Source organism: Flavobacterium flavigenum, assembly GCF_027111255.2.
Taxonomy (GTDB): domain Bacteria; phylum Bacteroidota; class Bacteroidia; order Flavobacteriales; family Flavobacteriaceae; genus Flavobacterium; species Flavobacterium flavigenum.
Genome location: NZ_CP114285.2, coordinates 3,820,601 through 3,841,358, shown reverse-complemented (window position 1 = coordinate 3,841,358; position 20,758 = coordinate 3,820,601). Strand labels below are relative to the sequence as shown.

The 20,758-nt window shown below is 32.5% G+C and carries 21 protein-coding genes; 15 read left to right on the top strand and 6 right to left on the bottom strand.

Features of this window, described 5'->3' with window-relative positions:
• The first annotated feature begins 51 nt into the window (after positions 1 to 51).
• The 7 genes from OZP09_RS15940 (at position 52) to murI (ending at position 7,778) form a co-directional block, all read left to right on the top strand.
• On the top strand, positions 52 to 939 hold the full coding sequence (locus OZP09_RS15940) for an NAD kinase (RefSeq protein ID WP_269234705.1): 888 nt from the start codon (positions 52 to 54) through the stop codon (positions 937 to 939).
• A gap of 172 nt (positions 940 to 1,111) precedes the next feature.
• Positions 1,112 to 1,795 (top strand): type IX secretion system protein PorG, encoded by a 684-nt coding sequence (porG, locus tag OZP09_RS15935; RefSeq protein ID WP_269234704.1) that lies wholly within the window; start codon positions 1,112 to 1,114, stop codon positions 1,793 to 1,795.
• Between the two features lies 1 nt (position 1,796).
• Positions 1,797 to 2,537: an undecaprenyl pyrophosphate synthase gene (gene uppS, locus OZP09_RS15930; RefSeq protein ID WP_269234703.1), complete on the top strand. Its 741-nt coding sequence runs from the start codon at positions 1,797 to 1,799 to the stop codon at positions 2,535 to 2,537.
• Positions 2,470 to 5,193 (top strand): BamA/OMP85 family outer membrane protein, encoded by a 2,724-nt coding sequence (locus OZP09_RS15925; protein ID WP_269234702.1) that lies wholly within the window; start codon positions 2,470 to 2,472, stop codon positions 5,191 to 5,193. The genes uppS and OZP09_RS15925 overlap by 68 nt, the downstream gene beginning before the upstream one ends.
• A gap of 39 nt (positions 5,194 to 5,232) precedes the next feature.
• Positions 5,233 to 6,228 carry an OmpH/Skp family outer membrane protein gene (locus OZP09_RS15920; RefSeq protein WP_269234701.1) on the top strand — a complete coding sequence of 332 codons (996 nt, stop codon included), beginning with the start codon at positions 5,233 to 5,235 and terminating at the stop codon, positions 6,226 to 6,228.
• Positions 6,229 to 6,241: 13 nt separating this feature from the next.
• On the top strand, positions 6,242 to 6,745 hold the full coding sequence (locus OZP09_RS15915) for an OmpH/Skp family outer membrane protein (RefSeq protein ID WP_223683104.1): 504 nt from the start codon (positions 6,242 to 6,244) through the stop codon (positions 6,743 to 6,745).
• Positions 6,746 to 7,001: 256 nt separating this feature from the next.
• Positions 7,002 to 7,778, top strand: coding sequence for a glutamate racemase (gene murI, locus OZP09_RS15910; protein ID WP_269234700.1), 777 nt, complete (start codon positions 7,002 to 7,004; stop codon positions 7,776 to 7,778).
• A 4-nt stretch (positions 7,779 to 7,782) separates the two neighbouring features.
• Here the strand turns inward: murI and bamG are convergent, their stop codons facing one another.
• Complete coding sequence (bamG, locus tag OZP09_RS15905; protein ID WP_281309650.1) at positions 7,783 to 9,018, bottom strand: BamG family beta-barrel-assembly machinery protein; 1,236 nt, start codon at positions 9,016 to 9,018, stop codon at positions 7,783 to 7,785.
• Entirely contained in the window at positions 9,019 to 10,338 is a 1,320-nt protein-coding gene (locus tag OZP09_RS15900; RefSeq protein WP_269234697.1) for a DUF4270 family protein, read from the bottom strand.
• A 232-nt stretch (positions 10,339 to 10,570) separates the two neighbouring features.
• On the opposite strand from OZP09_RS15900, the gene OZP09_RS15895 reads away from it, so the two are divergent.
• The 5 genes from OZP09_RS15895 (at position 10,571) to OZP09_RS15875 (ending at position 14,697) form a co-directional block, all read left to right on the top strand.
• A complete protein-coding gene (locus OZP09_RS15895; RefSeq protein ID WP_281309649.1) occupies positions 10,571 to 11,410 on the top strand; it encodes a DUF6268 family outer membrane beta-barrel protein in 840 nt (279 codons plus the stop codon).
• A 14-nt stretch (positions 11,411 to 11,424) separates the two neighbouring features.
• Entirely contained in the window at positions 11,425 to 12,432 is a 1,008-nt protein-coding gene (locus OZP09_RS15890; protein ID WP_281309648.1) for a Kelch repeat-containing protein, read from the top strand.
• Positions 12,416 to 12,757 (top strand): DUF4907 domain-containing protein, encoded by a 342-nt coding sequence (locus tag OZP09_RS15885; protein ID WP_281309647.1) that lies wholly within the window; start codon positions 12,416 to 12,418, stop codon positions 12,755 to 12,757. The genes OZP09_RS15890 and OZP09_RS15885 overlap by 17 nt, the downstream gene beginning before the upstream one ends.
• The gene (locus OZP09_RS15880) at positions 12,758 to 13,870 is read left to right on the top strand and encodes a sensor histidine kinase (protein ID WP_281309646.1); all 1,113 of its coding nucleotides are present in this window, start codon (positions 12,758 to 12,760) and stop codon (positions 13,868 to 13,870) included.
• Between the two features lie 113 nt (positions 13,871 to 13,983).
• The gene (locus tag OZP09_RS15875) at positions 13,984 to 14,697 is read left to right on the top strand and encodes a LytR/AlgR family response regulator transcription factor (protein WP_223679676.1); all 714 of its coding nucleotides are present in this window, start codon (positions 13,984 to 13,986) and stop codon (positions 14,695 to 14,697) included.
• Positions 14,698 to 14,787: 90 nt separating this feature from the next.
• Here the strand turns inward: OZP09_RS15875 and OZP09_RS15870 are convergent, their stop codons facing one another.
• On the bottom strand, positions 14,788 to 15,300 hold the full coding sequence (locus OZP09_RS15870) for a gamma carbonic anhydrase family protein (protein WP_269234693.1): 513 nt from the start codon (positions 15,298 to 15,300) through the stop codon (positions 14,788 to 14,790).
• A gap of 11 nt (positions 15,301 to 15,311) precedes the next feature.
• Positions 15,312 to 16,301, bottom strand: a complete 990-nt coding sequence (locus OZP09_RS15865; RefSeq protein ID WP_269237892.1) for a PorP/SprF family type IX secretion system membrane protein — start codon at positions 16,299 to 16,301, stop codon at positions 15,312 to 15,314.
• A gap of 136 nt (positions 16,302 to 16,437) precedes the next feature.
• Here OZP09_RS15865 and OZP09_RS15860 point away from each other — a divergent pair, with 136 nt between their 5' ends.
• The 3 genes from OZP09_RS15860 to OZP09_RS15850 all read left to right on the top strand — a co-directional run bounded on the left by OZP09_RS15860 (position 16,438) and on the right by OZP09_RS15850 (position 18,758).
• On the top strand, positions 16,438 to 17,337 hold the full coding sequence (locus OZP09_RS15860) for a NifU family protein (protein WP_269234692.1): 900 nt from the start codon (positions 16,438 to 16,440) through the stop codon (positions 17,335 to 17,337).
• Between the two features lie 152 nt (positions 17,338 to 17,489).
• Positions 17,490 to 17,843, top strand: a complete 354-nt coding sequence (locus OZP09_RS15855) for a YtxH domain-containing protein (protein ID WP_269234691.1) — start codon at positions 17,490 to 17,492, stop codon at positions 17,841 to 17,843.
• Positions 17,844 to 17,945: 102 nt separating this feature from the next.
• Entirely contained in the window at positions 17,946 to 18,758 is an 813-nt protein-coding gene (locus OZP09_RS15850; protein WP_269234690.1) for a mechanosensitive ion channel family protein, read from the top strand.
• A gap of 5 nt (positions 18,759 to 18,763) precedes the next feature.
• Here the strand turns inward: OZP09_RS15850 and tsaB are convergent, their stop codons facing one another.
• Both tsaB and OZP09_RS15840 read right to left on the bottom strand, forming a co-directional pair.
• Positions 18,764 to 19,435 (bottom strand): tRNA (adenosine(37)-N6)-threonylcarbamoyltransferase complex dimerization subunit type 1 TsaB, encoded by a 672-nt coding sequence (gene tsaB, locus OZP09_RS15845; protein ID WP_269234689.1) that lies wholly within the window; start codon positions 19,433 to 19,435, stop codon positions 18,764 to 18,766.
• A 30-nt stretch (positions 19,436 to 19,465) separates the two neighbouring features.
• Positions 19,466 to 20,755: an efflux RND transporter periplasmic adaptor subunit gene (locus tag OZP09_RS15840; protein WP_281309645.1), complete on the bottom strand. Its 1,290-nt coding sequence runs from the start codon at positions 20,753 to 20,755 to the stop codon at positions 19,466 to 19,468.
• Positions 20,756 to 20,758: the final 3 nt, after the last annotated feature.

Here is a 20,758-nt window from a genome sequence, read left to right as displayed (position 1 = left end):
TGATTTCACATTGGCACATTATCAAATTTTCTCATTATCTAACTTAATAAAATGAAAGTAGCCATTTACGGACAGTATTACCAAAACAGTACCGAACCCATTATCAAAGATATTTTTGTATTTTTCAACAACAATAATGTCGAAATGGTCATTGAAGAAAACTTTCTGAAAATGCTTTACGAGAAACAATTAATTAAAAAAGAATATAAAACTTTCTCAGGAAAAACAAAACTTGACAATAGTTTTGAAATGTTGCTAAGTATTGGAGGCGACGGAACTATTTTAAGAGCTGCCAGTTTAGTTCGTAATTCAGGTGTACCCATTTTAGGAATCAATGCCGGGAGATTAGGTTTTCTGGCAACTGTCCCAAAAGAAGGCATTGATGGTTTTTTACAGTTTGTAATTGATAAAAACTACACCATTTCTGAAAGAACATTGCTGAGCCTGACCTGTGAACCAAAAAATGATGCTATCGAAGACGATTTAAATTTTGCAATGAACGAAGTTACTGTTAGCAGAAAAGATACAACGTCGATGATTACTGTTGAAACTTATTTGAATAATGAATACCTGAACTCATATTGGGCTGACGGGCTTATTCTTTCGACCCCAACAGGCTCTACAGGATATTCATTAAGCTGTGGCGGACCAATATTGACTCCGGATGTAAAAAGTTTGGTAGTTACCCCTATTGCTCCTCATAACTTAAACGCCAGACCATTGGTTATACCTGACGATACTGAAATAAAACTTCGTGTATCCGGAAGAGAAGACCAATATTTAGTATCGCTTGATTCACGAATTGCTTCTATTAAAAATGAATCGGTCTTAACTATAAAAAAAACAGATTTTAAAATTAAAATGGTTGAAATTCCAGGCGAAACTTTCTTAAAAACACTTAGAAAAAAATTGCTTTGGGGAGAAGATAAAAGGAATTAATTTTTTTTACAGATTAAACTATACGATATTTATACTCTTTCTCGTTTTGCATATATCGAATCTTCATTAAATGTTTCAAAATCATACGGTAAATTTAAAAAAAGACACATTTATCTAAAGGAACGTTGATTCGTATCGATAATTATTATATTTGCACGCAATTTTGAATTAAATGAAGAAAATTTTTAATTTATTGTTATGTTTTTTTCCCTTTATCACACTTAATGCTCAAATAAACGAGATTGGTGTTTTTCTTGGCGGAAGTAACTTTATAGGAGATGTTGGGAGCACTACATATATTGCTCCTGAAAAGCCTGCTATTGGTATTTTGTATAAATGGAATAAAAGTCCACGCCATTCTTATCGTTTTTCATACACACAATCCAGAATCACAGGAAATGACCGACAATCAGAAGAACCATCAAGATATAAAAGAGGATTTAGTTTTAAAAATAACGTAAGAGAACTTTCTGCCGGTTTAGAATTTAACTTCTTTGATTTTAATTTGCATGATGAAGATCTAAAAATAACTCCCTATATATTTTCCGGTTTAAGTTATTTTCGATATGATGAATTACATATAGTAAACGGAGTGACAAAAAAAGACAAAGGAGCAAATTCATTTGCCATACCTATAATATTAGGAATAAAATCAAATATTAGTCGTGATTTTGTCTTAGCTGCGGAAATAGGGGCAAGATATACCTTTACAGATAATATAGATGGAAGCAACCCTAAAGATGATTCATTTGCGAATAATCGTTTTGGGAATTTAAATAACAACGATTGGTATGTTTTTACCGGAGTAACCTTAACATATACCTTTGGACAAAAACCTTGCTATTGTGCAGAATAAAATGAATTTATTAGAATCTATAGATAAGACAAATTTACCTAAACATCTTGCCATTATTATGGACGGGAATGGGCGTTGGGCAAAACAACAGGGCTTTCTTCGTGCTTTTGGACATGAAAATGGCACCAAATCAGTTAAAGAAACCATTAAAATTTGTGCTAAACTTGGCATTGAGTACTTAACGTTATATGCTTTTTCTACAGAAAACTGGAATCGTCCAAAATTAGAGGTTCAGGCATTAATGAAAATTCTTATAAATTCATTAAGAAAAGAACTTGTGACTTTACAGGAAAACAACATAAGACTGAATGCAATTGGAAATCTTGACAGGCTGCCAAAATCGGCTCAAAAAGAGTTGTTGGATGTTATCGAAAAAACAAAAAACAACACTCATTTAACGCTGACACTGGCCTTAAGTTACGGATCCAGAGAAGAATTGGTGAACGCTGTCAGGCTCATCAGTGATAAAGTTAAAAATAATATAATTTCATTAGACAGTATTGACGATTCAATTATAAATGAGCATCTTTACACGCAAAATTTACCTGACGTAGATTTATTAATACGAACAAGTGGAGAACACAGAATAAGTAATTTCCTGCTCTGGCAAATAGCCTATTCAGAATTATATTTTACTGATGTGCTCTGGCCTGACTTTAAAGAACAAAATTTATATGAGGCTATCATTAGTTATCAAAAAAGAGAACGTAGATTTGGAAAAACCAGTGAACAAATTAAATAATATTTTAGTGTTGCAAAATAGAATACAAATAATACTTACCCTACTTCTTTTGGGTAGTTTTTCTCAAATCAAAGCACAAGAAAGAATTCCTTTTGATCAGGGAAAAAAATACATTCTTGCAAAAGTTTCTGTTGTTGGTAAAATAAGCTTCAATGAACAAACTGTTGTAACATTTTCAGGCTTACAAAAAGGTCAGGAAATTACTGTTCCGGGCGAAGAAATTAGCGGGGCAATTAAGAAATTAGGAAAGCTTGGGCTTTTTGATGAAATTGCTTTTTATGTAAATAAAGTTGAAAATGACAGCATTTATTTAGACTTAAATATAGTAGAACTTCCTAAATTAAACGAAGTAAAATTTGTTGGCATTAAGAAAAGTAAAGTTGAAGGGTTAATAAAAGATAACAACCTGACGAAAAGCAAGATCGTAAACGAAAATCTAATCACTACAACAAAAAACTACATCGAAAACAAATACAAAAAAGAAGGCTTTTACAACACCAAAGTTACCATTACAACCACTCCAGATACTACTGCAGGAAATAATGTAAACATGCTGGTTCGTGTAGATAAGGGTGATAAAGTAAAAATAAGCAGCATTGACTTTATAGGGAACAAACAACTAACTGACACCCAATTGAGAAGAGCTATGAAAGACACCAAGCAAAAAAACGTATTGCGTGTCCTGAAAGCTTCAAAATTTATTCCTGAAAAGTACAAAACTGACTTAGAAAAAGTTATTGCGGCTTATAAAGAAAAAGGTTATCGTGATGCCCGTATTATATATGATTCTGTCACTTATAATAAGCAAAAAAACATGCTTGCTATCAAAATTAATCTGGAAGAAGGAAACAAATATTACTTTGGAAATATTAAATTTTTAGGGAATACGGTTTATTCAGATCAACAGTTAAATCGTTATTTAGGAATAAAAAAGGGAGAAACTTATAATGGTGTAATGCTTGAAAAACGTATTGCTGACAAAACTAAACCTGACGGGGAAGATATTACAAACCTTTATCAGAATAACGGTTATCTATTTTCTAATATTAATGCCGTAGAAACAAGAACCGTAAATGATACGATTGACTTTGAAATCAGAATAACTGAAGGTCCAATTGCTTATTTTAATAAAATATCGGTAGTAGGAAACGACAAAACCAATGATCATGTTATCTATCGTGAATTAAGGACTAAACCGGGTGAAAAATATAGCAAAGAATTATTGGTGAGAACTATTCGTGAGATAGGGCAATTAGGTTTTTTCGATCCTGAAGCGATTGATCCTAAATTTAAAAACGTAGATGCTGCAGCCGGAACAGTAGATATCGAATACAATTTAGTTGAAAAAGGTTCCAGCCAGGTAGAATTACAAGGTGGATATGGCGGCGGAGGCTTCATAGGAACTTTAGGTTTATCTTTTAATAACTTTTCGGCACGAAATATGTTTAAAAAAGAAGCTTATAAGCCACTACCTATGGGTGATGGTCAAAAAGTATCCCTTCGTTTACAAGGAAGTACCTATTTCCAAACGTATAGCGTGTCATTCTCTGAGCCTTGGTTTGGAGGTAAAAAACCGGTACAATTTAGTTCCTCTATATCTTACAGTAAGCAGTTCAATTATAGTTATGGACGTAATGTAGATAAAAGTCAAAGCTTCAATATTTTTACAGTACAAGTTGGACTTGCTAAAAGATTAACTGTTCCGGATGATTATTTCGTGTTATCTCAGTCTGTAAGTTACCAGCATTATGATTTGAATAATTATTTTACGGGTCTTTTTACTTTTGGTAATGGAACTTCAAGAAATTTAGCCTATACAATTGGTCTTACGAGAAGTAATAAAGGGTTGAATCCTATATTCCCAACTTACGGTTCTGAGTTCAGTGTTTCGGCAAAAGTAACACCTCCTTATTCTTTATTTAATAATGTAGATTATGCAACCTTAGGTGAAAAAGAAGAATATAAATTAAGAGCAAGTGCTGATTCAACAGTACCAGATGCAAATGGACAAATGATTGAAAAGGGTGACTATCTTGATTCATCTGGAAACAAAGTAAGTACTCCTCAGGAAGCTGCTGCTGATCCGGCAAAAGTAGATCAGGAAAAATACAATTGGTTAGAATACTATAAAATCAAATTTAGAGCAGACTGGTATAATAAAATATATGGAAAATTAGTTTTAAGAACATTAACCGAATTTGGTTTCATGGGTGCTTACAATCAGGCAAGAGGGATCGTTCCTTTTGAACGTTTTTATTTAGGTGGAGATGGTATGGCGAACTATTCTATGGACGGAAGAGAAACCATTGGATTAAGAGGATATGAAAATAACTCTTTGACACCTGTAAATAGTGTAGGGCAGCAGGTTGGAGCAACAATTTATAATAAATTTTCTATGGAATTGCGTTATCCTATTACACTGAAACCATCAGCATCTATTTATGCTCTTACGTTTTTAGAAGCGGGTGCATCTTATGACGGGTTTAAAAATTATAACCCTTTCGATTTGTATCGTTCTGCTGGTTTTGGTTTACGTGTATTCATGCCTGCATTTGGATTATTAGGTATTGATTTTGGTTATGGATTTGATCCTCAGCGAGGCGAAACGAAAGCACATGGTCAGGAAATACACTTTATTATTGGACAGCAATTTTAAAAGATATATTTGGTTAAAAATCTGAAATAAAGTTAATGTATGAGAAAACAATTTTTATTTATATTTTTAGCCTTGATTGTAGCAAATACAAGTGAGGCACAAACAAGGTCGACCAGAATTGGCTACATCGACATGGAATATATTTTAGAAAATGTTTCTGATTACAAAGAGGCCAAATCTCAGTTAGATTTAAAAGCTACTAAATGGAAGCAGGAAATCGAAACCAAAAAGTTAGAAATAAATAAATTAAAGGACAACCTTAAAACTGAAAAGGCTCTGCTTACAAAAGAGCTTATTGAGGAAAGAGAAACAGAAATTAAGTTCCTTGAAAATGAGATGTTGGAATACCAGCAGAAACAATTTGGAGTTGATGGGAATTTGATGCATCAAAAAGCAGCTTTGGCAAAACCGATACAAGATCAGGTTTTTACTGCTGTACAAGATATAGCAGAAGCCAAAAACTATGATTTTATTTTTGATAAATCATCTGATTTGACCATGCTTTTTTCGGCTAAAAGATTTGACATAAGTGATCAGGTTATTCGTATCCTAAACAGAACAGAAAAGAGACAGCAACTCAATAAAAAGCAATTAAAAGAACAAGAGGCCAAGGAAAATATTGAAAACGAGATTGACGAAAATCCGGCTATGGCAGACAGGCAAAAAGCATTGGATGCAAGAAAGGCAGCAAGAGAAAAATTAGTTGCCGATAGAAAATTAGAACAGGAAGCGAAACGAAAAGAATACGAAGATAAAAGGAATGCTATAGCCACTGAAAAAGCAGCCAAAAAAAATGGCACGGTTTCTGAAACTGCAAAACCAGCGGAAGCTACAAAAACAGAGACAACAGTTCCACCTTCGGCAACTCCAATAACAACTGAACCTACTGTTAATAAAGCCGAAGAAAGACAAAAACTTTATGAACAGCGTAAAAAAGAGTTAGAAGAAAAAAAGAAGAAAATTTTAGAAGAAAGAGAAGCGGCTAAAAAAGCTAAGGAAGCCGAAACAGAAAAATCAAATACGACCAATAATTAATTAATATTTTAAAATGATGAAACAAATCAAAACTTTAGTAATTGCTGCAGTGCTTATTTTGACTGCAAACAATACAATGAATGCGCAGGCTAAAACAGCTCATGTTGATGTTAGCGAGATTATGTCGAAGATGCCTGCTATGCTTGATGCCCAAACTCAATTACAAAAATTAAGCGGAACATATGATGCGGAATACAAAAAAATGATTGAGGAATATCAAACAAAAATCAAAAAGTATGACGCTGAATCTACAACAGCAACCGAAGCAGTAAATACTGAGCGTGCTAAAGAAGTTCAGGATATGCAAAAAAGAATTGGGGACTACAGAGATAATGCTCAAAAAGAGCTGCAGCAAAAAGAAACTGATTTAGTAAAACCTTTAATGGAAAAAGTAAAAGCTTCTATCCAAAAAATTGGAAAAGCTAAAGGTTTCCAATACGTACTAGACGGTTCAACTCTTTTATTAGCTGATGGACCAAACATTACTGCTGATGTGAAAAAAGATTTAGGATTCTAAGAAACAAATTTCTTATTACAAAAATGGCTCAATTTAAATTGAGCCATTTTTTGTTTTCAATAATTGATTTTTCAATACATTGTTTTTACTAATACTTGTGTAAAAAACCAAGATTAATCTACTATCTAATATAAGAAATGTTTTAATCTTTGTTTTACAAAAAGAGATTTCCTTTGGAATAAATTTCTAATTTATTTAACTTAATTTCCAATAAAAAGTACGAATTTAGATTCTCAAAAAAATATATTTCTGTTTTATGACAAACAACAATCCTATAGGTGTTTTTGATTCCGGAATTGGAGGGACTTCAATATGGAGTGCCATTCACAAATTACTTCCAAATGAAAAAACAATTTATTTAGCAGATAGTAAAAATGCTCCTTATGGTCAAAAAACTAAAGAAGAAATTGTTGCTTTAAGTAAAAAAAATGTCGACTTTTTAATTGAAAACAACTGCAAATTAATTGTAGTTGCCTGTAATACTGCTACTACAAATGCAATACAGGAACTTCGTGCAGATTATGACATTCCGTTTATAGGAATCGAACCGGCAATAAAACCAGCTGCACATAATTCAAAAACCCAGGTAATAGGCATATTAGCTACTAAAGGCACCCTGAATAGTGAGTTATTTAATAAGACTGCCGAGATGTTTCATGATACAAAAATCATCGAACAGGTAGGTTACGGACTGGTTCAGCTTATTGAAGAAGGCAATCTGAATTCACCGGAAATGACTTTGTTATTAGAATCTTATTTACAGCCTATGATTGAGGCTAATATTGATTATCTGGTTTTGGGCTGCAGCCATTATCCGTATTTGATTCCGCAGATTAAAAAAATACTGCCAGAACATATTCAAATCATAGATTCCGGAGAAGCAGTGGCCAGACAAACCAAAAACGTACTGCGTGAAAAAGTAGGTTTTTCAGATGCGGAACCAAGCGAACCTATCTTTTATGTCAATTCAAATCCTGCTGTTCTTAAATCAATTTTAGATCATAAATACAACGTCATCGAAAAAGATTTTTAGTTTGTTATTCAATTTTTCGCTTGACGAACCATATTCCGTCCAATGATAAATTAAGTGATAGTTTATGGTAGTTTTCCTTTATCAGACCATCTCCAATTTTGCCTTTCTGACCGTAAGAGTAAGAAATATGAAGAGCAGAAAAAGTGTTGTCTACGGGTAAAGAAACTCCAATAGAAATTGCAGCATTATTAACTCTCTTTCCATCAACCTCCAGATAACCAGTATCAAAATTTACTCCTGCCCCATACTGAACCCCATCCCAATAGCTTCGTAAATTTTTATTTCTTCGATAAGTAAAACCTAAAGCAAAGCGGTCCTGATTTACAAAATCACCATATAACTCTGATTGATTGGTATCACTCCATAAGCTTTTTTCATAATCAAGGGTCATATTAAGATTATTCCTGAAACGTTTACTGACTCCAAAACCTATTTCCAAAGGCATATAAAAATCATCTGTATCTGATACCGCATCTGATTCTATGGTACTTTCACCCGAACTGTTAATAGTTCCTAAAGACTGTACCTTTGATGCTTTGATTTTGGAAGGTGCCTTAAAAGTAGAAGCAATGGTAAGAGTTGAATCAATTTTATACTGAACTCCTAAAGTTGCACGTACACCGCTATAATCAGTTTTTTTATTAACCGACGTTACTGAGTTTGAAATCGTATAACTTCTTTCATCTGTAGTATTTCCGAAAAGAACATTTCCTGTAAACCCGGCTGATAATTTTTTACTGATGCGATATCCGTATGAAATATCAAAATTATTTAATCCCCCGGATCCTTCTGCGTTTAAAATGTAATACTCTGAACTGTTTTCTACAGGCAATTTAAATTCTGATATTTTGAATGATGCGCTCGAATAAGGTCGCAGACTAATACTAAAAGCAGATTTTTTATTTACTGCAAAAGCAAAAGCAATATGTGAAAACTGAAAATTGTTGCGGTTCTCAGTTTTAGAACTGCTCTTAAAAGTGGTTCCAATTGCCTTTCCTCCTATTTCAAACATAAAATGATTGAGTGGCAAATAACCTAATGAAGCCGGATTTAAGTTATTAATAAAAGCATCTGATGGCAATGCAATCCCTGAGGAACCAATAGACGGAATTGCACCATAATCTGCATCATACAAACTTCCTAAACCGTACAATGAATAAGGAGAACTGGAAATACTTTGCGAAAAAGAAGTTGCATACATCAAAATGAAGCAACTTAAAAAGATTATTCTATTTTTCATTTAATAAGAGAGGTAGTAAATTTTCAATTGAATTTTATTATTCTGATGCTTCTGGTCACCCAAAACAATTCTGTTAACAGCTTTATTAATATTAGGCAGAGCAAAAACTAATGAAGATTTAGAGTCTGATTGTTTTAGCATTTCTTTCTGAAGAAAATTACCTACAGATAATGAATAACCCACATTTTCATTAAATTCATCACTTTGTTTGTTTAGTTTAGCATATAATGAGGCACCGGATGCATCGTTTAATACGCCACTAATCCTGTTTAATTTATCTGCAACATATACCTGTAGAGAATCCGATAAGGGAAATCCTTTGGAATATGTGTTATTGACAGGTTTTAAAATCAATTCGGCATCAACAATTGCACCTTTATCAGCAATATATTTGAGCTGTCTTATATTTGGAAAATCTACTCTGCAGGCAAGTCCTGTTCCAGACTGAATATATCCCTGATTATTGGTTAACAAACTTGACAATCTGCTATTTGAGGCAGGTAAATTTTGAATCAAAGTTCCTGTCTTATCTAAAGAGATAGCATTAAACTGTTTGGCAGCATCTACTATAGTAAAATCTTTTACATAAGAGTCTATGTCGTCACCAAGATATTTTGAATAATACAATCGTACTTTACTTGTCAGATTAAAACCAATTATACTTGAAGAATTAGCGGTTTGAGGAATAATTACAAGTCCTTTCAGATATTCAGCAAAACTATCGAAGTCCGTAATTTCTCTTTTCTTAAGTTTTAAAAAAAGTGCTTCTCCAAATGCAGCATCCATTTTTACATTTATAGAATCTTTTTCTATTGGCCTGGGTTTATACGAAATGGTCCCCAAACTTTCTGAGCTGTAATTCAAAGCGGAATTATTATAAAATGAATCATCATCAGTATTAGGTTTGACCTTTTGAATGAGTCTATGGATATTGAAAGTCTGTACCCTGGTTGTATCTCCATAATAGTAATTATCATATTTTAAAATCATCGAAATAGAATCAAAAACATAATTTGCTGATTCTGTATCACTGGTACTAATTAAAGAATATGAATCTGATGCCAGTTGAAAATAACTGCTTGATTTTACTTTACCAAATAAAGGGTCGTCATAATTCCCTATCAAAATCCTACTCTTATTAGAAGTAATAAGGGAATCGAAATTGATGGTAGACATTTCAACTGTAACCGTATCAATTAAAATCACTTTGTTGTTTACCGACAGATAATCAGAGCCAACAACAAATTCGCCAGCATCTGTATCTGTACCACATGAAACCACAGCAAATCCAAAAAACAACATCAATATAAACTTATACATAATCCGAATTTTTGAACAAATATAAAAGGCACATTTCTGGGCAACACTATAACATATACAAGCCTTCATTTTTATACTATAGAAAGCCCAAAAACATCTACAAAATACACTGGCAGACAAATAACTCTTTAAGCCCAAAAAATTGCCATTTGGTCTACCAAAATGCCCCATACATATATATTCTTTTTTTTAAAACAGACTCCCTCCTACTTTTGAATCAATTAATTAAATAATGAAAAAAAAGGATTTGGTCTTGGTGCTGTTTTGGATTAGCTTCCTTAATATGAAAGCGCAGGAAAAGCTTATTGTTGATTTTAATTTAAAGACGGAGCCAACAGAAAAAATAAATTTTAATGAAACGAATACCGGTATCGCTATTTATAAAAAAATAGATGATAAAAATGAGATTACAAATAAATTAGAGTACACAAATCTGAAAATAAAATACGACGCACAAGCTTATTATGATTTTGAGAACCTGAATCAGTTTAATCAGATTCAAAACAAATTCGAAATATCACATAAAATTTCTGAGGTTACGAAATTGAATTTTTCAGTTAAACCAACAATCAATTTTCAACAAAATTTAGGCATTTCTGATGTAAGCCTTTTAGGGAGCTTCCAATTGAAGCAGCAGCTGACTTCAAAAATAGGATTAAATATTGGTGTCGAAAGATCAACAATTTTTGGTACTCCTAAATTTATTCCGACGCTGTCTTTTTACGGAAAAATAAATCAAACCAATATTTTAATAGGTTTTCCAGATTCGGCAATATCTTATTCCAACAATGAGCGAAACAAATTTAGTGTAAGCAATAACTTCAACGGGAACTTTTACCATCTGGATAAGTCTCTTGAATCATATAGTAATGGAACCAAAATCAGCACTTCTCAAATTACAACAGCTTTTGAGTATGAAAGGAATATGGATAAAAACTGGTTTGTAAATTTTAAAGCAGGTTACGATTTTAACAAACAATACGATTTAGTAGACGAAAACAATCATAAACTATATGATTTTAACAGTGGCGATGGTTACATTTTAAGCATTGGGATCAAATACAAACAATAAATAAATTTCAAACTATGAATAATTTTAAAAAAGGGATATTATTTGCAACTTTATTATCAGGCCTTTTTTTTACAGGCTGCAGCAACGATGATGAAGATGATGAATTAATAGGGAACTGGATTAAAAAATCTGCTTTTGACGGACCTGCCAGATCTAGTGCTGCCAGTTTTGTAATTGGGGATTATGCTTATGTTACGACAGGCTACACAGGAGACGAATATTTAAAAGATTTATGGGCTTACAACTCAAATGGTGATTATTGGGAGCAAAAAGCTGATTTTGTTGGGATAGGAAGAAGTTCTGCATCTGCTTTTGAACTTAATGGTAAAGGCTATATTGGTCTTGGATATGATGGAACTAATAAGCTGAAAGACTTTTACCAATACGATCCTGTGAGCAATAGCTGGGAAGCAAAAGCCGATTTTGGAGGAACAGCACGTTATGGAGCCGTTGGTTTTCAGGTAGGCGGAAAAGCGTATTTCGGAACTGGGTATGACGGAAATTATCTAAAAGATTTCTATCAGTATAACGACACTGACAATACATGGACACTTGTTAGTGGATTTAGTGGAAATAAAAGACGAAATGCTACAGTGTTTATTATAAACGATAAAGCTTACTTGGGAACTGGCGTAAATAACAGTGTAAATCAGGCAGATTTTTGGGAATTTAATCCTGAAACTGAAGTTTGGACAAGGCTGCGAGACATTGATCAGGACGATGATGATGATTACAGCTGGAATGATGACTATGCGATAACCCGTTCAAACGCATCTAGTTTCAGCCTAAATGGATTAGGTTATGTGGTTGGAGGTGAAGGTATTAAAACCGTATGGGAATATAACCCAACAACTGATCTTTGGATAGAGAGAACAGCTCTTGAAGGAGCAGCCAGAACTGATGCCGTAGGTTTTGCCATTAACAACAGAGGTTTTTTAATGTTAGGACGAATTGGTTCAACGTACTTCGATGATGCCTGGGAATTTAAGCCACTTGAAGCACAAAATGATGATGATAATTAATCCCAAAAATTTAAAATTCTTCCGGAGATTCTTCTGGAAGAATTTGCTTTTTATTGTATTTTTCCTGCAGTTGACAGCTTGTACACAAAAGAAAACACTACATGCTGAATCTATAAAAACTGCCTCGGGCTGGGGATATACAATTTCGTATCAAGATAAAATTATAATCAAGCAAACCATTATTCCGGTTATCAGTGAAACTAAAAGTTTTCGCTCAGAAGATGACGCCTTAAAAGTCGCCGGATTAGTAGTAAAAAAACTCAATCAAAACAGATCGCCATCGGTAACCAAAAATGATTTAATTTTATTAAAAATAAAAATGTAAATGAATATCGGTACCCTTAAAAATACAAATTCAAATAAAGTTTTATTCCATATTACTATATGGACATTCTTTATATTGACATCATTGATTCAGTTTTACGAAAGTCCTTTTAGAATTAATAATGATTTCTATGTACAATGGGGAACCGGAATTATTTTATTTTATCTCAACTATTTTTATCTGGTACCCATATTGCTTCTGGAAAAAAAATATTGGCTGTATTTTATTTTTGTCCTGGCACTGATTTTACTTTTTATGGTTATCAGGATTAATTATTTTATTCCTGAATTCAATCATTTACGTATGCAAAATATGATGCCTCCTAAAATGATGCCTGAGGAAGCAAAGATGTTTTTGAAAGAAGGCAGAATGAAATTCCGTCTGCATAAACAGCCACTTTTTTTTAAAATTGGACCTTCATTTTTCTATCTTTTAATTACGACCATTAGTACCATCATTAGGACCTTAACGGAATTTTATCAAAACCAACAAAACAAATTAATTGCCGAAACACACAGGACTAATACTGAATTAAATTATTTACGAAAACAGACTAATCCACATTTTTTATTTAATTCTCTCAACAGCATCTATTCTTTGGCTCATAAAAAATCTGATTTGGTTCCTGATGCCATCGTAACATTATCAGAATTAATGCGGTATATGCTGTATGAAACAGATAATAAAACGGTGGCTTTAGAAAAAGAAATCAATTATATTCAGAATTATATTGAATTACAAAAGTTAAGGCTCAACAATATTGAAGACATAGTTATAAATATTCACGGAGATCCTAAAAATAAATTCATCGAGCCTTTATTGTTAATTTCATTTATTGAAAATGCCTTTAAATACGGTACTGATTATAAAGGAGCTGCTCATGTAAAAATCAAGATTATCATTATTGAAAATGATCTCGATTTTTGGACAGAAAATACAATTGAGAATTATGAAAAAGACCCTGAAAATTCAGGTATTGGTTTAGCAAATATTCAAAACAGGCTGGATTTGCTATATCCTAATGCACATGAGTTGACAATAAAACAAGACAGCCAATATTATCGTGTACATCTGAATTTAAAATTAGATAAAATACAAACTGACATTCAATAAATCAACAATAAACGAAATAAGCTTACTGAATATTTAACTAAATTTTAAAATGTAAGTCGTTTGTTTAAAGCTACTTTTACCCGATTAATTTATTAAAATTTAAATCTAAAAAGATGAAATGTGTAATTATAGATGATGAACCTTTAGCAGTAGATTTGCTAAAAGATTTTGTTAGCAAAGTAGATTCATTAGAATTAATAAGCACTTTTAATAATGCTATTGATGCAGTGTCTTTTATTAATCAAAACAATGTAGATTTAATTTTCCTTGATATTCAGATGCCTCATTTTTCAGGTATTGAATTCTTAAATACTATCGAAAAAAAGCCTTTAATTATTTTCACAACAGCTTATTCTGATTATGCTGTTGAAGGTTTTAATCTTGGTGCAGTAGATTATTTAGTAAAACCAATTCCGTTTCACCGATTCCTGAAAGCTGTAGTCCGGGCACAGCAAGTTTTAAATCCTCCAACCGTTCAGGCTATTTCTGAAAACACTACAATTCCTGAATTAGAACAGGATTTTATGTTTGTAAGAGCTGAATATGAAAATGTTAAAATGAATTTCGCTGATATTTTATTTATCGAAGGTTTAAAAGATTATGTGAAAATTTATACAACAGACAATAAATTCACACTCACTCTGATTAGTCTGATAAAATTAGAAAATTTGCTTTTCAGCAAAGGATTTTCGAGAATACACAGGTCTTATATTATCAACATCAAACATGTAAAATCAATACAAAAAAATAAGGTTTTGATTAGTGATAAACGAATTCCGATTAGCGAAAGCTATAAAAATGCCTTTTTCGAAAGAATCAATTTATAACTTTTTTAAAATTTACAAACAAAAAATTCCAAATTCCAATATTGTTCGAATTTCATTAGAACTTAAAATATTGCTTTTTATATTTTGAAATTATTCTTTAAACCAGCCCGAATACATCACATAATTATTAGAGATGCGCTCAATTTCACCCGCGAAATTTGACTGATCAATATCTTTCACTTTTTTGGCAGGGACACCAGCATAAATACTTCCTGAGGCTACAACTGTATTTTGTGTTAAAACCGCTCCGGCTGCAATAATCGAATTACTTTCTACCACGCAATTGTCCATTACAATAGCTCCCATTCCAATCAAAACATTATCCTGAATAGTACAGCCATGTACAATAGCATTGTGTCCAATTGAAACATTATTGCCAATAATTGTGGGATGCTTTTGATACGTACAATGTATAATCGCCCCGTCCTGAATATTTACTTTATTCCCAATTTTAATAAAATTTACGTCTCCCCGAATAACAGCATTAAACCAAACACTACAGGAATCACCAAAAGTTACATCGCCAACAATAGTAGCATTTTCGGCAATATAACAATCATCAGGAATTACAGGAGATTTTCCGTTTACAGCTTTTATCAACATGATATCTAAATTTAATTAACCGCTGGACATTTACAATCGTAGCGTTCTCTTTTACAAAATAAGTTAATACCAAGAGTTATCTGGTGATATCCTCCTGTATCAAATTTCACATCACCCGTTACGTTTGAATAGGTATAAGCAAACATGAATTTTTTATAATTAAGACCAATAATAGGAGTTATATATTGTAATTTTTGGTCACCTGATCCGCTTCCTCCGCTGTATCTCGCTCCATCAAAACTTCTTCTGTAAGACAGTGCAGCCCATATACTCCCAAAGTCCATATTTTTATACGCTTTTAAATTAAGGTCGATAGATTTTTCTTTTGTCTGATCAAAATATTGAAATAAAATAGAAGGCTCCCACGTGATATTTTCACTTTTTCCAAAAACATATCCCGCGCTCAAAAGAAATTTTCTTAAATTATCACTTTCATAATCTGTATACAATTGCCTTCTGGTTTCAATAAGTCCCTGAACAGTTAAATGGGCATAAAAATCCAAAAAATTATAAGATGCCCCTACATCAACATTAAAATAAGAATTGTTTTGTATTGATCCAAAAACAATTGGGTCAAAAGTTCCTCCAAATGAAGTTTCATCAAGCTGACTCTGAATCAAACCTCCACTGATCCCAAAAGAAAGCTGATTCAAATCCAGCTCACTTCTTGAAAACATAATATGATGTGCATAAGTAAGCTTTACTCCTTTTTGTGAATGATATCCATTTTTATCGTTAAAAACAATAATCCCCGCACCGGATCTTTCTCCAATTCTTCCATTAAAACTTAACGTTTGTAAAGAGGGCGCATCATCCTGACCAAACCACTGCTTTCTGGCCGTAAGCCTTATTTTTGCACAATTTGCAGCACCGGCCATAGAAGGATGAATTAAATAATAATTATCTGATAAATAATCAGAATATACCGGAATCCCTTCTTGTGAATAAGAATAGAATGAAGTAATTATGAAAACAAATAAGATTCTGATTTTCAATTCCATGCAAAATAAACTTATTAGCCGCATTTTAAATTTTAACAAGATTGATTACAAAAAGAATCTTAATTGTTTTATTAAAAAACCAAATATAGCTATTAGTAGAAGATAACTTTATTAAATTTACAAAAAATATAAAGACATGGCAAAAATCACTATAAAAGAAACTCAAAATCCTACCATTATAAAGTTTGAATTTGATGATTTCATCACACAAAATCAAAATTTTGAATTTAAAAACATTGATGAAGCACAATCTTCACCATTAGCCCAGCAGTTATTTTATCTTCCGTTTGTGAAGACTGTTTATATTTCAGGGAATTTTATTGCTGTTGAAAGATTCAGTATCGTAGAATGGGAAGATGTCCAGGATGCAGTAGCCGAGCAGATTGAAGCTTTTGTAAATAAAGGCGGTACTATTGTAAATATAGACGAAAATAAACCTAAAAAACAGCCAATTACAGTTTACGGGGAAACAACTCCAAATCCTGCTGCATTAAAATTTGTGGTAAGCAGAATGCTAACCCGAAATGCTGTTGAATACAAAAACATTGACCAGACAGCTTCTTCTCCGTTGGCCCAGGAATTATTCAAATTTCCTTATGTAAAAGAAGTTTTTATTGATGAAAATTACATTTCGGTAACCAAATACGAAATCAATAACTGGGAAGAAATTACACTTGAACTTAGAACTTTCATCAAACAATTTATTGAAAACGGAGGAACCGTTTTAGATGAAAGTTTAATTGAAACTGCTACAAAAAATGATGTAACCAAAGATGAAGCTTTTGACAAATTAGATGTTACTTCCCAACAAATCATTAACATACTGGAAGAATATGTAAAACCAGCGGTTGCTGCAGATGGAGGAAACATTGCTTTTGATTCTTATAATGAAGACAACAAAGTTGTAAAAGTTATTTTACAGGGAGCATGCAGCGGCTGTCCGTCTTCTACATTTACTTTAAAAAGTGGTATAGAAAACATGCTGAAAAGCATGCTAAATGATGAGCAGATCACTGTTGAAGCGCTAAACGCATAAAAAACAAATCAATTGAATTACCCATAAAAACGCCTAATCAAGGCGTTTTTTTTTATTCCTAATCACACTTCATTGAAGATTTTACTAAAATATAACACCATACTAAATTCAAAATACTTAATATTGTATTGTAACTTAATCAACTTTGTAACATGGGATTATCATCGTTTTTAAAAAATTTATTTAGCAAAAATGAGGAAACGTCAACTCAAATAGAAAACCCGGATCAACATACTGGCGAAAAAGCATACATTGAAAAAACAGAAAACTTAGTTGAAGAAACTTTAAATAAACTCAAAGAAGTTTCTGAACCAATACTGGAAGATGCTGCTGAGTTTACTAATCATGCCAAAGAAATTCTAAGTGAATATGCAGAAAAAGCCGCTGACTCTATAAACGACATCGTTGATGCTGTAAAAGAAAGTATAGAAAGTGATGATAAGCAGCCAATTGTTTATGATACCGTTGTAGATATTAGCGAAAAGCCAATAACAGAAACCGAATGATAAAAGTTATATCTTGTAATGATAAGACTTTTTTTCACAGCAAATTTTTATATTTGCACAATTAATATACCTTCTCTTTTAGAAGGTTTTTTTATCTAAAATATGGATGTAAACCCCAACCAGCTTTCAAGTTACGCAACGAAATTTATTGACATCTTAATTGATTATTCACCGAAGTTGATCTCGGCATTTCTAATTTTATTTGTAGGCTTATATGCTATAAGACTGATAAACAGAATTATTAGAAAAATAATGGTCAAAAGACATTTAGACCCTACATTAACTAAGTTTCTTGCTGATATTTTGCTTTGGGCATTAAGAATATTGTTATTTGTAACCTTTATTTCAAAACTCGGAATTGAAACTTCATCATTTGTAGCCATTTTAGGAGCCATGGGACTTGCGGTTGGCTTATCACTACAGGGTTCACTTTCAAATTTTGCGGGCGGAATGCTAATTATTGTTTTTAAGCCTTTTAAAGTAGGAGACACAATTGAGGCACAAGGAGTGATTGCAACCGTAGTCGAAATTCAAATTTTTGTTACAAAATTAGTTACGGGTAATAACCAAACGGTTTTTGTACCAAATGGGGCTTTATCTAATGGAAATATAATCAATTATTCAATGCAGGGTGAGCGAAAAGCTGATTTGACCTTTTCTGTTTCTTATGATTCAGATATCAAAAAAGCTAAAGACATATTACTAGATGTTTTAATTAAGAATCCTAAGGTCCTCAAATCTCCTGCACCTGAAGTATTTGTAAAAAATTTATCGGCAAGTTCTATTGATTTTGCTGTTCGTCCCTGGGCAAAAAATGAAAATTATGGAGCCGTTTTTTCTGAAACTTTAGAGAATTGCAAAATAGCATTAGATGAAGCAGGTATTGCCATTCAGCCATATACCGTACAGAAATAAAACATTTATTGCTTTTTTGGTGCAGCAACCATAAAATCTTTCAAATAATAAGGTTCAAAGTAAGCGACATCTACAGTGTCGCTTTTTTGATATTTATCGTAACTAATTTTACTCATTGCGGCAGCTGAAGGATATTTGATATCTTCTAAAAACACAAAATTCTCTTTAGTTAATACTGTCTTGCATTTTTCTGTACAGTCACCAACAAAATACAGCTTTTCTGTAAAATCTTTAAATGAATTTTCGTCAATAACTTCTGCAAGAATTGCTCTTTCAGTTTTTAATTCAGCACTAAAAATTGCACTGTAAACTTCCATTCTCCGCGCGTCCAGCATTGGAATTATTTTTCCTTCAGAAATTTTAGCCTGAGATGCCAAGGTTTGTAAAGTATCTACTGCAATCAACGGAATATTTAAAGCAAAACACAATCCCTTTGCTGCTGATACCCCAATCCTAAGTCCGGTATAAGAACCTGGTCCCTGGCTTACAGCAACTGCGACTAAATCATGAACAGAAATCCCTGATTCAGCTATTATTTCTTCAATAAAAACATGTAGCTTTTCGGCATGCGAATAACCTTCTTCTGCAATTTCTTTGCAAATAATTGTTTCGCCATCTTTAGCAATTGCTACCGAACAATTTTTGGTAGCGGTTTCGATATTAAGAATAAAAGACAAAATTTTTTATTTAAAGTTAATTGTATCGATTTATTTCTTCGGGATTTCAGTCTTTTTAACCTTGACTTTATCACCGGAATTTAACTCTTTGGAAACAGTTGTATAAGGTCCGGTAATAACAACATCTCCAGGTTTTAATCCAGACATTACTTCGATATTTGTGTCGTCCTGAATACCGGTTTTGATAATTCTGATTTTTGCTTTATCACCCACTTTTACAAAAACACATTCAAATTTTTTATCACTTTTTGGCACTGTTTTTTTCTCATTCGGATCCTCAACTTTAAAATCTTTAACAGCAGTTGTATCCGATTTTACAACAACAGAACTAATAGGCACTGCCAAAACATTTGTTTTTGTTGTAGTGATAATATCAACAGTTGCAGTCATACCTGGTCTAAATGGAGAATATGAAGCTGGTTTTCCTTCAAGCAAATCCTGATAAGATTCTTTTAAAATTCTAACCTTAACCTTAAAATTAGTTACCTGATCTGATGTTAAAGTCGTACTAGCCGAATTAGAAATACTGGTTACAACACCTTTAAATTTCTTTTTTAAGTAGGCATCCACTTCAACATTCGCTTCATCTCCAATTTTTATTTTCACAATATCATTCTCATTAACATCAACTTCAACCTCCATATTATTAAGGTTGGCCACTCTTAAAAGTTCAGTTCCTGCCATTTGCTGTGTTCCTAAAACACGTTCCCCTAATTCTACATTTAGTACAGAAATGGTTCCGTCTGCAGGAGAATATATTGTAGTACGTCCTAAATTATCTTTTGCTTCATTTACCGATGCAGAAGCACTCTGAACATTATAGTAAGAACTTTGTCTTGTAGCTTTTGCAACTTCAAAAGAAGCGATAGCTTTATCCCAGTCAGACTTTGAAATAACACCTTTGTCATACAAAGTTTTATTACGTTCATAGTTCGCTTTTGCTTCTTTGAAACTAGCTTCGGACTGCGTTAATCCCGCCTTGGTACCTGATAAATTTGAAACTGAACGATTGTAACTTGAAGTATATAAATCCGGATTTATTTTCACTAATAAATCTCCCTTTTTAACAACCTGCCCCTCTTTTACATTTAATAAAATAATTTCGCCCGAAACTTCCGGGGAAATCTTGACTTCTATTTCTGGTTGAATTTTACCTGTAGCCGAAACGGTTTCAATAATTGTGGAAGCTACTACTTTTGATATCTCTACTTCTTTTCCTTCGTCCTTATTTCCTATCACTCCCGATTTCGAAAGTCCTATTAAAGCAGCAATTATAATTATTGCACCGCCAATTAAGAAATAAATTGTTTTTTTTGACATGAT

Coding starts and splice junctions, on each gene's coding strand:
- uppS (WP_269234703.1), top strand. CDS start 1,797: ATGAATTTATTAGAATCTATAGATAAGACAAATTTACCTAAACATCTT.
- OZP09_RS15900 (WP_269234697.1), bottom strand. CDS start 10,338: ATGTATAAGTTTATATTGATGTTGTTTTTTGGATTTGCTGTGGTTTCA.
- OZP09_RS15870 (WP_269234693.1), bottom strand. CDS start 15,300: ATGTTGATAAAAGCTGTAAACGGAAAATCTCCTGTAATTCCTGATGAT.
- bamG (WP_281309650.1), bottom strand. CDS start 9,018: ATGAAAAATAGAATAATCTTTTTAAGTTGCTTCATTTTGATGTATGCA.
- OZP09_RS15875 (WP_223679676.1), top strand. CDS start 13,984: ATGAAATGTGTAATTATAGATGATGAACCTTTAGCAGTAGATTTGCTA.
- OZP09_RS15850 (WP_269234690.1), top strand. CDS start 17,946: ATGGATGTAAACCCCAACCAGCTTTCAAGTTACGCAACGAAATTTATT.
- OZP09_RS15840 (WP_281309645.1), bottom strand. CDS start 20,755: ATGTCAAAAAAAACAATTTATTTCTTAATTGGCGGTGCAATAATTATA.
- OZP09_RS15865 (WP_269237892.1), bottom strand. CDS start 16,301: ATGGAATTGAAAATCAGAATCTTATTTGTTTTCATAATTACTTCATTC.
- OZP09_RS15940 (WP_269234705.1), top strand. CDS start 52: ATGAAAGTAGCCATTTACGGACAGTATTACCAAAACAGTACCGAACCC.
- OZP09_RS15925 (WP_269234702.1), top strand. CDS start 2,470: ATGAGGCTATCATTAGTTATCAAAAAAGAGAACGTAGATTTGGAAAAA.
- OZP09_RS15880 (WP_281309646.1), top strand. CDS start 12,758: ATGAATATCGGTACCCTTAAAAATACAAATTCAAATAAAGTTTTATTC.
- OZP09_RS15885 (WP_281309647.1), top strand. CDS start 12,416: ATGATGATGATAATTAATCCCAAAAATTTAAAATTCTTCCGGAGATTC.
- OZP09_RS15855 (WP_269234691.1), top strand. CDS start 17,490: ATGGGATTATCATCGTTTTTAAAAAATTTATTTAGCAAAAATGAGGAA.
- porG (WP_269234704.1), top strand. CDS start 1,112: ATGAAGAAAATTTTTAATTTATTGTTATGTTTTTTTCCCTTTATCACA.
- OZP09_RS15895 (WP_281309649.1), top strand. CDS start 10,571: ATGAAAAAAAAGGATTTGGTCTTGGTGCTGTTTTGGATTAGCTTCCTT.
- OZP09_RS15860 (WP_269234692.1), top strand. CDS start 16,438: ATGGCAAAAATCACTATAAAAGAAACTCAAAATCCTACCATTATAAAG.
- OZP09_RS15890 (WP_281309648.1), top strand. CDS start 11,425: ATGAATAATTTTAAAAAAGGGATATTATTTGCAACTTTATTATCAGGC.
- OZP09_RS15915 (WP_223683104.1), top strand. CDS start 6,242: ATGATGAAACAAATCAAAACTTTAGTAATTGCTGCAGTGCTTATTTTG.
- OZP09_RS15920 (WP_269234701.1), top strand. CDS start 5,233: ATGAGAAAACAATTTTTATTTATATTTTTAGCCTTGATTGTAGCAAAT.
- murI (WP_269234700.1), top strand. CDS start 7,002: ATGACAAACAACAATCCTATAGGTGTTTTTGATTCCGGAATTGGAGGG.